This is a genomic window from Paenibacillus sp. PSB04, from assembly GCF_025809195.1.
GTDB lineage: Bacteria > Bacillota > Bacilli > Paenibacillales > Paenibacillaceae > Paenibacillus_AQ > Paenibacillus_AQ favisporus.
On record NZ_CP081301.1, the window covers coordinates 1,929,116 to 1,941,385 of the forward strand.

General features: G+C 51.1%; 12 protein-coding genes. 11 read left to right on the forward strand and 1 reads right to left on the reverse strand.

Features of this window, described 5'->3' with window-relative positions; genetic code table 11:
* Nucleotides 1-50: 50 nt before the first annotated feature.
* From K2F33_RS09100 to K2F33_RS09140, 9 genes are all read left to right on the forward strand, one after another.
* Nucleotides 51-1,040, forward strand: coding sequence for an ABC transporter permease (locus K2F33_RS09100; RefSeq protein ID WP_263881487.1), 990 nt, complete (start codon nt 51-53; stop codon nt 1,038-1,040).
* A 23-nt stretch (nt 1,041-1,063) separates the two neighbouring features.
* Nucleotides 1,064-1,948, forward strand: coding sequence for a carbohydrate ABC transporter permease (locus tag K2F33_RS09105; RefSeq protein ID WP_076172760.1), 885 nt, complete (start codon nt 1,064-1,066; stop codon nt 1,946-1,948).
* 72 nt (nt 1,949-2,020) lie between these two features.
* Nucleotides 2,021-3,667: a type 2 periplasmic-binding domain-containing protein gene (locus K2F33_RS09110; protein ID WP_263881488.1), complete on the forward strand. Its 1,647-nt coding sequence runs from the start codon at nt 2,021-2,023 to the stop codon at nt 3,665-3,667.
* A 46-nt stretch (nt 3,668-3,713) separates the two neighbouring features.
* Nucleotides 3,714-5,057 carry a glycoside hydrolase family 30 protein gene (locus tag K2F33_RS09115; RefSeq protein WP_263881489.1) on the forward strand — a complete coding sequence of 448 codons (1,344 nt, stop codon included), beginning with the start codon at nt 3,714-3,716 and terminating at the stop codon, nt 5,055-5,057.
* Between the two features lie 285 nt (nt 5,058-5,342).
* Nucleotides 5,343-6,320 (forward strand): ABC transporter ATP-binding protein, encoded by a 978-nt coding sequence (locus K2F33_RS09120; protein WP_263881490.1) that lies wholly within the window; start codon nt 5,343-5,345, stop codon nt 6,318-6,320.
* Nucleotides 6,313-7,068 carry an ABC transporter permease gene (locus K2F33_RS09125; RefSeq protein ID WP_263881491.1) on the forward strand — a complete coding sequence of 252 codons (756 nt, stop codon included), beginning with the start codon at nt 6,313-6,315 and terminating at the stop codon, nt 7,066-7,068. The genes K2F33_RS09120 and K2F33_RS09125 overlap by 8 nt, the downstream gene beginning before the upstream one ends.
* A gap of 43 nt (nt 7,069-7,111) precedes the next feature.
* On the forward strand, nt 7,112-7,528 hold the full coding sequence (locus K2F33_RS09130) for a GntR family transcriptional regulator (RefSeq protein ID WP_076172765.1): 417 nt from the start codon (nt 7,112-7,114) through the stop codon (nt 7,526-7,528).
* Nucleotides 7,506-8,204, forward strand: coding sequence for an ABC transporter ATP-binding protein (locus K2F33_RS09135; RefSeq protein ID WP_200633128.1), 699 nt, complete (start codon nt 7,506-7,508; stop codon nt 8,202-8,204). Before K2F33_RS09130 ends, K2F33_RS09135 begins: the two co-directional genes overlap by 23 nt.
* Entirely contained in the window at nt 8,201-8,944 is a 744-nt protein-coding gene (locus K2F33_RS09140; RefSeq protein ID WP_263881492.1) for a hypothetical protein, read from the forward strand. Before K2F33_RS09135 ends, K2F33_RS09140 begins: the two co-directional genes overlap by 4 nt.
* Nucleotides 8,945-9,353: 409 nt before the next feature.
* Here the strand turns inward: K2F33_RS09140 and K2F33_RS09145 are convergent, their stop codons facing one another.
* Entirely contained in the window at nt 9,354-9,881 is a 528-nt protein-coding gene (locus tag K2F33_RS09145; RefSeq protein ID WP_263881493.1) for a YbhB/YbcL family Raf kinase inhibitor-like protein, read from the reverse strand.
* Between the two features lie 171 nt (nt 9,882-10,052).
* Between K2F33_RS09145 and K2F33_RS09150 the strand changes: the two genes are divergently transcribed.
* Nucleotides 10,053-10,718 (forward strand): GntR family transcriptional regulator, encoded by a 666-nt coding sequence (locus K2F33_RS09150; protein WP_263881494.1) that lies wholly within the window; start codon nt 10,053-10,055, stop codon nt 10,716-10,718.
* A gap of 379 nt (nt 10,719-11,097) precedes the next feature.
* Entirely contained in the window at nt 11,098-11,955 is an 858-nt protein-coding gene (locus K2F33_RS09155) for a MurR/RpiR family transcriptional regulator (protein WP_263881495.1), read from the forward strand.
* Nucleotides 11,956-12,270: the final 315 nt, after the last annotated feature.

A 12,270-nucleotide genomic window follows, 5' to 3' on the forward strand; every position in this document is an offset into this window, starting at 1 on the left:
AAACGTTTTTATTTGAGTCTGTCATTTTGTGATCAAAGGAGGCTTACTAGGTGGGCAAAACAGTTTTAGTTCAGCCAACCGGCACAGGCCCGGTTCAACCAACCGGAAAGAAGCCGCGAGGGCAGAGAGTCAAGGAGTTTTTCATTGATTTCAAGCGGCAATGGGAGCTTCAATCGATGATTCTTCCCGGTGTTATCTTTATGTTTATTTTTTGCTACATACCGATTTATGGTTTATCCATTGCTTTTAAAAATTACACCGTCATTGATACGCTGGATTCCGCTCCGTGGGTTGGCCTGGACAATTTCAAAATTATTATATCGGACAAGTATTTTTGGGATTCCGTAGTCAACACGCTGGGCATCAGCTTTTTGAAATTGGCGGTGGGCTTTGTCATTCCGATCATTTTGGCCATTATGATTTACGAGGTTAGCATGGGCCGGTTCAAAAAGTTCGTACAGACCATTTCGTATCTGCCTCACTTCTTGTCATGGATCGTGCTGGGCGGAATGCTCATTACCTGGTTCTCCACCTCCGGTTTACTTAACGAAGTGCTGCTTGGCTTAGGGCTGATCTCGCAGCCGCAAAATATTCTGCTCGACCCGAGCAAGTATTGGTGGATTGCGACCTTATCGGATATCTGGAAGGAAGCTGGATGGGGGACGATTCTGTACTTGGCGGTCATGTCCAAGATTGATCCTACCTACTATGAGGCCGCAAAAATCGATGGTGCGAGTCGCCTCAGACAAATCTGGAACATCACACTGCCTAACATGAAGATGATTATCAGCTTAAATCTGATCCTGACTGTAAGCGGTTTATTGGGGTCGAATTTGGATCAAACCTTGGTGCTGATGAATTCACAGAACCGGGAAAAGGCAGAAGTCATTAACTCGTACGTGTACCGGATGGGGATGACGCAAGGGGATTTCTCTTATGCCACCGCGGTTGGTTTGGGTGTATCCATCATATCGGTCATTCTGCTCGTTACGGCTAATAAGGTGACCAGCAAATTAAATGATAATCAATCCGTTCTATAGGCCATGCAGGGGGAGGCATTACGGTGAATTCGAAAGCAGCAAAAGGGGATCTCGATAGCAAGATCTTTGATACGATCAACATCATCCTATTGGTTGTATTTACGATTATTATTGTCGTTCCGTTATGGAACGTCGTCGTTTCATCCTTCAGTTCGGGCAGGGCCCTTGCCGAGGGCGGGTTTATCTTTTGGCCTAAAGAATTATCGCTTGAGAATTATCAGGCTGTGTTCAGAGATACAGGCATATGGCAGGCTTTTTTCATCTCGGTTGCCAAAACCGTGATCGGGGTTATCACCCATGTATTCTTCTGTGCCATGGTAGGTTACGGCCTGAGCAAAAAATACGTCCGCGGCCGCAAGTTCTACGTTGCGATGGGTGTCATCACCATGTTTTTCTCGGGCGGTATGATTCCGACCTACTTATTGATTAAAAGCTTGGGCCTGCTGAACACCTTCTGGGTTTATATTATTCCGGCTCTCTTAAGCTTCTATGATGTCATCATTCTGATGAATTTCTTCCGCAATGTGCCGGATTCGCTGGAAGAGTCGGCAAAGATCGACGGCGGCGGCGACTGGAGAGTTTTTCTGAGCATATTCATTCCTCTTTCTATGCCGGCCATGGCCACAATCGCCCTATTTAACGGGGTAGGGCAATGGAATGATTTTATGACCACGAAACTGTATATCACCGACCAATCGCTATATCCCTTACAGATGATGCTGTATGAAATTATTGTGCAGTCTCAGACCCAATCGATGCAAAATATCGGTTCCGTAGCGATTCAAACCACCACGAAAGGGGTCCAACTAGCAACAATCGTCGTAACAACACTGCCGATTGTTGTGATGTATCCGATATTGCAAAGATATTTTATCTCGGGGATGATGCTTGGGGCAGTCAAAGAATAAGTGGACAAGAAGCTGGCTGTAAAAACACAGGCTCTATCAGGAAAGCGCTTTAATTAAAAGGGAGGGTATAGGATGTTTACGAACAAAGCTTTTGGAAAGAAAGGGCTCACACTGTTAACTGTATTGATGAGTGTTGTATTGGTTATGAGCGGCTGCAGCGGATCGGGCGGCAAGTCCGGCTCAAAGAAGGAGAATTGGGTTTCGATCGAAGACCGTTATACACCGGATGCCGAGACTCCGGCCTGGAAGCTGGATAAAAAAGAAGAGGTAACCAACCTGACTTGGTATGTAAATGCGGATTGGTGGAATACGGATTTCGGCAAGGACGTTGTCACCAAGAAAATCAAGGAAGATCTGAATATCAATATCAAGTTCATCACGGGTGACGATACCAAATTGAACACGTTTTTTGCCGGCGGGGAAATGCCGGATTTGATCACAACGTTTGACTCTAACTCCCCGGTGGTACAAAAAGCGGCTACATGGGCGCTGCCGTTAAATGATCTGGCTGAGAAATATGATCCCTACTTCAATAAAGTCGCTGCACAAGACACGCTCAACTGGTTCAAGCTCAAGGACGGCAAAACCTACGGATATCCGAACTATTCCAATACACAAAAGGACTATGACAGCGGCAATATTCCTGCGAAAACGGCATTTATCATCCGTAAGGATGTATACGAAGCCTTGGGTAAGCCGGTGATGGGCACACCAGAACAATTTCAGGCTGTCCTCCAGGATATCAAGAATAAATTCCCTGACCTGATTCCATTCGGGTTCAATTCCATTGGTGAAGGAACCGGATCGCTTGGCGATACGCTTCAGGACTTCATCGGCGTGCCGCTGGAAGACAAGAATGGCGGATTCTATAACCGTAACCTCGATGAAGACTATTTAACTTGGGTAAAGACGCTTAATTCCGTATACAGAGCCGGGGCGATCAGCGATGACAGCTTTGCCGATGACGGAACAGCTTTTGAAGAGAAGGTCAAGGCCGGCAAATATGCAACCATTCTACTGGATGGAACACCGCAGCAGGGCGGCAACCTGCAAAGCTTCTACAGTAATAATAAAGGCAAAGAGTATATCGCGATTGACGGACCCCAAAGCACGGTCGGGCATTCACCGACTCTGAACCAATCCGGGATCACAGGCTGGATGATCAGCTTTATTACGAAAAATAATGTGGATCCCGCTAAATCGATTCAGCTCTTCACCTACTTGTTAAGCGAAGAAGGACAAATGCTGATGAACTATGGTATTGAAGGCGAGACCTATAAAGTGAACGCGGATGGAAAGGTCGAGTTCCTGCCTGCAGTGAAGGAGCTTCAGTTGAACAACCCGGATTCCTTTAAAAAGGATTACCGCATGGGCGAATTCATGTTCTTTGGCCATGACCGCCACAAAGCGCTCAGTGGTGACGCATTCCCGGATGCCATCAAGCAAATGCAGGAATGGGGTAAAGGGAAGCTGGTGCCACACTTTATTCTGGAAAATATCAACCCTGACCAAGGCACACCGGAAGCGCGTTCTTTGGCCGCAATCAATACCAAATGGAACTCAACACTCATCAGTATGATTCGTTCGAAGGATGATGCTGCGTTCGATAGCCTCTTGAATGAATACAAAAAGTTCCTGGACAGTAACAATTGGGACAAAATCGTGGAGGTTCGCAACGAGAAGATGAAAGCGAACAAAGAAAAGCTTGGGCTGAAATAGGCTTTCACGGATAGGAAACGATATATAGAAATCTGGAGGGAACAACATGCTGAACATGACAATCTACCAGTCGAATGGGGAAGAGGAATTATTCATTAAGAAAACGAAGGAGGAGCTTTCGCCTGTATCTCCCACTGCACCGCTGAATACGGTTGTTATCGATGAGGAGCAGACGTATCAGGAGATGGATGGCTTTGGCGCGTCCTTCACGGATTCCGCGGCTTATCTGATTCATCAAGTACTGGGGGCCGAGCAGCGTTCGGAGCTTATGACACAATTGTTCGATCCGAACGAAGGGATTGGTTTGTCGGTACTGCGCCAGCCCATGGGCGCATCTGATTATGCACGTGACTTCTACAGTTATAATGATCTGCCGGAAGGCCAGTCCGATATGGAGCTGAAGCAGTTTTCCATTGCACATGATGAGGACGATATTATTCCACTCCTGCAGGAAGCGCTGCGATTGAATCCGGATATCAAGCTGATGGGTTCGCCCTGGAGCCCGCCTGGCTGGATGAAGACAAGCGGGTCGATGATCGGCGGAGAGCTGAAGCAAGAGTGCTATCCGGTTTATGCCCATTATTTCGTCCGTTATATTCAGGAGTATGCATCAAAAGGTCTGCCTATCTATGCGGTGACACCGCAAAATGAGGCCTTGTATTCACCAGGTCATTATCCCGGCATGATCATGCTGCCTGAGGCACAAAGTGATTTCGTTAAGAATCACCTGAAGCCGCAATTCGTGAAGAATCAGATCGATACGAAAATCCTCTGTTATGATCACAATTGGGATAAACCCGACTACCCGCTGACGGTGTTAGAGCAGGCCGGCGATGCGGTGGATGGTGTCGCTTGGCACTGGTACGGCGGCAAGCCGTCAGCCCAATCGGACGTATTCGAAGTTTTCCCTGATAAAGAGGTCCATTTCACGGAAGGGTCGGGCGGGGAGTGGATTCCGCCGTTTGAGCAAGCCTTCTCGAATGTCATGCGGACAGGTATCGAGATTCTACGCAATCATAGCAAGTCTTACGTCTTATGGAATATGGCACTGGATGAGAAAAATGGCCCTACCGTACCCGGCTTTGGTACAAGCACCTGTCGCGGTATTGTGACCGTGAATCAGCAGACGAAGGAACTAACCTATACGCTGGACTACTATGCGCTGGCGCATTTCAGCAAGGGGATTCGTCCGAAAGCGCGGCGTATTGCTTCGACCAGCAATGATCTGATCCGCTCCGTTGCCTTTAAAAATACGGATGGCTCTATTGCAGCCGTTATGTTTAACGACAGTGAAGCATCGGAGAGTGTAGCTGTTCAGCTGTACGGAAAAGAGGCATTGCAGCTTGAGATGCCGCCTAAGAGCGCTTTAACGGTAATGTTTGAAGGGTAGCTAGTAGATGGGCCGTTTTATAATAAAATCCAGTTTGTTACATGAGAAAACGGCCTGCGCCGATTGAAAAGTATAAAAGAGGATCACACTGCACGGCGATCGCTTCCCGGTATTTTACCGGAGAGTGGTCGCCGAATTTTTTTTTCTCAAATTTTCCTACAAACTGCGCGGCTTGGTCGGAGTGACACAAAGAAAATTTACTCCGAAACAACATGATTGGGCTTTACAATCTCAATGTTCTAGTGTACTATCCAACTATAACACTAATACAAGGGAGTTGTGAGCATGAACCATCGAACAAATATGCAGGCGGACGCCGATGCGCCGGTTCTTTCACTCCAAGGGGTATCGAAACGGATCGGAAGCAAGTGGATCGTCAGCCAGCTTTCTTTTGATGTGCATAAAGGCGAAGTGGTAGGCCTGCTGGGGCCCAACGGTGCGGGCAAGACGACAACCATCCGCATGATCGCCGGATTGATCGGGATGACGGAGGGAGATGTGCTGGTCCGCGGGAGCAGCATCCGCAACGACTGGAAGCAGGCGATCCGCCATATCGGGGCAATTATCGAGAACCCGGAGTTCTACCCGTATATGACCGGATACGATAATTTGAAGCAGTATCAGCGGATGAATCCCTGGATCAGCCGGGAACGGATCGACGAGGTTGTCCGGCTCGTAGGACTGGAGCAGGCCATGAAGAAGAAGGTCAAAGCCTACTCGCTCGGCATGCGCCAGCGGCTCGGCATCGCCCAGGCGCTGCTGCATGAGCCGTCGGTCCTGATTCTGGATGAGCCGACGAACGGCCTGGATCCGGCGGGCATCCGGGAGATGCGCGACTATCTCAAAAATATCGCCCGCGAAGAAGGCATCTCCATCCTGGTGTCGAGTCACCTCCTGCTTGAAATGGAGCAGCTGTGCAGCCGGGTCGTCGTCATTCAAGACGGCAAGCTGGTGACGGTCCGCTCCATTGGCGGAGGCAGCGGGGAAGCGGAGCAGCCGGGGCAGCAGGAAGCCATTCGCGTCATGTTCCGCGTCGGCCGCCTGGAAGAGGCGAAGAGGCTGCTCGAAGGGCTGGATCTGGCCGAGGTACTCGTGGTGAACCCGGAACAAAGCGAGCTGATTCTTTCCTTGCAGTACAAGGACATTCCGGGAGTAGTGGAGCGGCTGGGCAGCGGCCGGATCCCGATTTACCTCATTACCGAGCTCAAGCAGTCTCTAGAAGACGAATTCCTGAAATGGACGGGAGGAAACCAAATTGCGTAGTTTTTCTTTGCTGGTGGTCAACGAATGGCTCAAGATGGCCAAGAAGCGCAGCTTCTTCATTCCTTATGCCATCGCTGCAGTGGCCGCAATCGCCCTGGGCTGGATTCTGAAGCGTTGGGGTGGCGAGATGCTGACAGGGGCGAGCGCCCTGGATTATACGGTGTTGATGTCGGGAATGAGCGGATTTGGCCAAATGACGGCCATGCTGGCGATTATCTTCACGGCCGGCATCGTATCCGGGGAGCACGGCCAAGGAACGATCAAGTTCCTGCTGATCCGCGGGCAGAGCCGGTCCGCAGTTTTGGCATCCAAGTACACGGCGGCCGTCCTGTTTACGCTGTCGCTGGCCGTATGGCTGACGGTGCTGAGCTTCGCAGCGGGTGCGTTCTTCTTCGGCACGGATGCAGGGGAAGCCGGCTGGCGGGATGTGCTGGTGGCCGGAGGCAGCACGCTGGTGTACAGCATCATTTTCATGACACTGGCCTTTATGATGGGGGTGCTGACCCGGTCGACGGGAGCCGCGATGGGTGTAGGCATGGCCTCGGTGATGTTCAGCGGAATCGTTATTCCGAAAAGCTTCTATAAATACGTGCTGTTCCCGAACGCAGACCTGTCGGTGTACAGTCAGGGCGGTCACGCACCGATTCAGGGGATGAGCCTGGGCTTTTCCATCGCCGTTCTGGCGGCATATCTCGTCTTGTTTCTTGTCGCCAGCTTTGTTACGTTTAAGAAACGTGATATAGCCTGATGCGCGGGAACGTAAGCTGACGGCGAAAGGAGTCTGTCCTGAAGTGAGTATTGAATTCGACAACAATTTGCCGATCTATCTGCAAATCATGAACCATATCAAGAGACAAATTGTCTCAGGCATCCTGCAGCCGGGCGATAAAATCCCTTCCGTAAGGGAACTGGCGGCCGACCTGCAGATCAACCCGAACACGATCCAGCGCACGTTTCAGGAGCTGGAACGCGAGGAAGTCGTAGAGACCCGGCGCGGGCTGGGAAGATATGTGACAAGCGAGGAATCGAAGATTATGGCGATTAAAAAGGAAATGGCGGGCGAATTGCTTCACCAGTTTATCCATGGCATGCAGGAGCTGGGGTTCAAAAATCAAGACATCGTCTCCATCGTAAGCGAGGCGGTCGCGGAGGACCGAAAGCAAGGCGTAAAGGAGGGGGCTAAGGGTGGAAACACTGCTCAAAGTTGACGGCGTATCCAAGAAATACGGAGGCAAGCTGGCGCTGAACAGCGTGTCACTGCGCATCGGACCGGGACGGATCGTCGGCCTGCTCGGGTCGAACGGCAGCGGGAAGAGCACGCTGATGCGGATCGCCGCCGGGCTGACGCCGCCTTCCGCGGGAAGCATTTCCGTGCTGGGCAAGCCGGTGGGCAAGGAGACACGCAGCCTGATCTCTTATATGCCGGACCTTCCGCTGACGGAGAGCTGGATGCGGGTGAAGGATGCGGTTGCTTTTTACCGGGATTTCTATGATGATTTCGACTTGGAAAAGGCACGCGAGATGCTCGACTTTATGAATTTGAAGGAGAACGACCGGGTCAGCTCTCTTTCCAAGGGCATGGGCGAACGGCTGCAGCTGACGCTGGCCCTCTCCCGCCAAGTGAACCTGTATCTGCTTGACGAGCCGATCGGCGGCGTGGATCCCGTGGCCCGGGGTAAAATTCTGGACGCGATCGTCCGCTTCTACAGCGAAGACAGCAGCCTGATCGTCAGCACGCATCTGGTGCGCGATATGGAGCGGATTTTTGATGAAGTCATGTTTATCCAAGACGGCGTTATTGTCCTGCACGAGGAAGTCGAGAGCATCCGCATCAACCGTGGAAAAGGCATTGACGATCTGTTTAAAGAGGTGTTTGGCGAATGATCAAGCTGTTAAAATACGATTTAAAGCGCAACGCGACGCTGCTGCTCGGCGGGATGGCGATTCTCCTCCTGTGCGAGTTCGTCCTCCTCTGGTCCAGGGCCACGGATGAAGTCAAAATTGTCCTCTCGGTCCTGTTCTTCGGCGCAGTCTCGGTGATTTACTTCATTTCCAGCCTCCGTGTGTTTGACTACAACATCTCTACGGTCAGCCGCCGGCTCGTACCGGTAGGTGCCTTGTCTTACGTGGGAGCTTCCCTGCTGTACGGATTGCTTAACTCGCTGGTGCTGACCGTAATTGGAGCGGCATTCACTGCCTATATAGTGGTCAACTTAGGGGGCGGATTCAGCTGGGCCGGCCAGATTCCGGTCTGGGCCATCGTGCTGATCGTTGTAGAATATCTGTTTCTGCTCGTATACGGCTTTTTGACCTTTTATATGACGATTGCCATGGCGCGCAGCCTGGTAACCAAGGGCGTGTTTTGGGTCGGACTGCTGATTTTTATCGTCCTGACCATCGTCCTGTCTTATGTTGAAGACTTTCTGTTCGGCCAGGATTCGTCCGCGTTGTTCGGAAGCGTGGATCTGCAGTGGAGCTCTCAGTCCGGCGTGCTGGCCCGGGAGCTGCCGGGTCTCCTGTCTGCCTGGCAAACCTGGGGCTCCATCGTGTTTGAGGGGCTGCTGTGCGTCGCCTTTTTGTACGTGATCAAATGGTGTATAGAGAAAAAAATCGAAGCGAGATAAGGAAAAGGTTGGCCTTGAGCGGCGTTACGTTGAAGACCGAATGCAGGGGTAAACCTTGCCGCCGTTTGCTATAGAAAGAAAGGTTAGGGAACTTAAAAGGTACCCGTACACTGACACTTCAAAAAGTGTTTCGTGTACGGGTACCTTTTTTGCTTACTGGGTTATTTGAATTTGATGGTGTTTTTAATTTTGCTCCCGCAGCCGCATATGATCGTGTGCTTCAAATCTTTAATTGGCTGATGGCACAGGGGGCATATGCTTTGATGAATTGGATCGTTCAATCTCACAGCCACCTCCGTACTTAACTCGGCTTCGCTTGGTGCATTTGTCGTGCCGTTCCTGCCTCGATGCTCTATACCGGCAACAACACAAACGAACTTTTTTTCATTCCATCCACAAACGGTTTGGGTTACCTGCTTTCCCCTGTAGCCACGAGCACGGCTCTCCCCAGCGTATGACCCAGCATGGTGAATCCTAAGACGGCCGGCGTGGCGCTGTGATCAACGCCGATATCCTCAACATCCAGCGCATGAACGACAAAATAATACCGATGCGGACCATGTCCCGCTGGAGGCGCCGCACCGATAAACCGTTCGAGCCGGGCATCGTTCGGCAGCTGCAGGGCGCCTTGCGGCAAACCGCTGCCATGCTCGTCGCCTGCGCCAGTCGGCAGCTCGGTGACATTGGCAGGGATGTTGATGACGGCCCAGTGCCAGAAGCCCGATCCGGTTGGGGCATCCGGGTCATATGCGGTTACGGCGTAGCTCTTCGTCCCTTCAGGCGCACCGGACCATTTCAAATGGGGCGAAAGATCTTTACCGCCTTCCACTCCAGACGCGAATTGCTGGGGAGGCAGGGGAAGGCCCTCCGCAATATCATGACTCGTTAACCGAAAGGCTTCAACTTCCGGCAATTTGGCAAATGGGTTGTTGTTCATTGTAAACTCCTCCTTTTTTGTATGAGTCGATTATATACACAAGAATCGATTCTGTAAATATAAATCGTTTTATTCGTGAATTATCGACTTGTTCTTGTATTTTTGTAGGTTTCGGTGTAAATTATTTAAACGTGTACAATCCCGATATGCATAAAGGATGGTGTCGGCTTCATGGCCAAAAGAAATGGTTCGTCCACTTTAAGTGAAAATGTCACAAAAAAACTGAGGTATGATATTTTGGACGGACAATATGAACCGGGCGCTCCATTAACCGTTTCGGAATTAGCCAAAGGTTTCGAAGTCTCGGTTGCCGTCGTTCGGGAAGCGCTAACCCGTTTAGCGACCCAAGGCCTCGTCATACAGAACCCGAATCACGGATTTTCCGTGAAGACGGCGTCGGAAGAAGAACTGAAAAGCATCATCGAAGCGCGGTTGATCAATGAATCCGCAGCCTTACGCCTGTCCATCGCTCACGGCGATCTCACATGGGAATCCAATGTCATCGCTGTTCACCATAAATTATCGCAAACACCCGAGTACGAGGATGGTCATCCAAAGCTCGTCGTTCGCGAAGAATGGTCCGACATTCATCGTCAATTTCATTACGAACTTATCGCTGCATGTCCCAATCCGGTGCTTCTGGATATTTGCAGACGCCTGTGGGATTTAAGCGAATTTTATCGGCATTATTCACCCCCGCAGCAGTCCGTTCGTGATGGCCGCGCCGAACATAAGGCATTAGCGGATGCCGTAGTAAGCCGTGACGGCGATCGTGCCGTCGAGATTTTTAAGGCACACATCCAACTCACTGCGGATATTCTGTTTGACCATCGATAAGCAAATATCCTTCAAACCGCTACATAACCTTTCTGAAATAAAAAAGGGAGCAGTCTGCGCTATGGCAAACGGCTCCTTTTTTAATGATGTCTACACTCATCTCAGCTCATCTCACCCTTCTCTTGGCTCAGCTCGTTCCAAAATCACACTGGTAAAATCAGGTGTATTCTACCACCAGGCTCATCGGGCGACAACCAGGCCGGATCTCGGAGATGGAGGAACCTCGGACGCGTGCGGATATCTTTAAAAAATCACTTTATCTCGGGAGTATGATTCCTTTAAAATAGAGGGATAAGGTCTGTGAACATTTTCCAGTTTTGTGAAGGTCAGCGGATCATAACGGATCCATATTTTCGAGCCAGCGAAAGTGAGGAATGACATGAACGGAGGAATAGTCCGACTGCGGGAAATTCTGGATGACATTACACCATCGGAGCGCAAGGTGGCCGATTTTATTCTGCAGCACCCGGGCGAGATGATCGGGCTTTCGATCGCCGAGTTGTCCCGCCGGAGCGGGGGAAGCCAGGCCGCCGTCGTCAGACTGTGCAAATCGGCCGGATTTAAGAGCTACCAGGAGCTGATGCTCAAGGTGGCGGGCGATCTGCAGGAAGGCCAGGAGGAGCCCGGAGGGTATCAGGAGATCCGCCCGCATGACTCGGTGGATGCCATTATTCATAATGTGACGAATAACAATATTCAGTCGATCCGCAACACGGTTAAGGTGCTGGACAAGCACATGGTTGAACGGGCGATCGAGGCGCTCGGCCGGGCGGAGCGGATTTTTTTCTTCGGGATCGGCGCTTCGAACCTCATCGCCCAGGATGCGCAGCACAAGTTTCTGCGGATCAACAAGCCAAGCTTTTCGTTTGCCGACCCGCATCTGCAGCTGACCTCTTCAGTGCTGCTCACAGAGCGGGATGCCGCCGTCGGCATTTCGTATTCCGGCAAAACGGACTATGTCATCTCCGGCATGAAAGCCGCCAAGGAGGCGGGGGCGGTGACGATCTGCATTACGAAATACGGAAATTCGCCGCTGAGCGAGATTGCCGACATCCAGCTGTATACTTCATCGACTGAAAACGATATCCGCAGCGGGGCCACCGCCTCCCGGATTACCCAGCTGAACATCATCGACATGCTGTACCTGGGTGTCGCCAGCCGCAGCTATGACCAGTCGGTGGACTACCTGGAGAGGAGCCGGGCGATGATCAACAAGACGAAACAAAAGGGAGGCTGAGCTCAAGGGAGCTTTGGCCCCGGTTGGAGCGTGCCATTCCGCGCTTGACCGCGTCCGCACCTGCGAGGACGGGCCCAATACGTATAAGAGTAACGCTGCAGCAAAAGGCTGCTCCGTTTAATCCGGGGCAGCCTTTTATCACGGGCAAAAAGACTCGCTAACGACTTTTTATTCCATCACGAGTGCTGTGTTCGTTGCCTTGAATCATATCACCGTTCTGCGATCTCTCCAATCGCTTCGGCAGGTAAGATTCGGAAAACAGCAAAAACCCCAAACTTTTGGTTTCCCTCCAGCAGCAGACAATTTATACTTAAA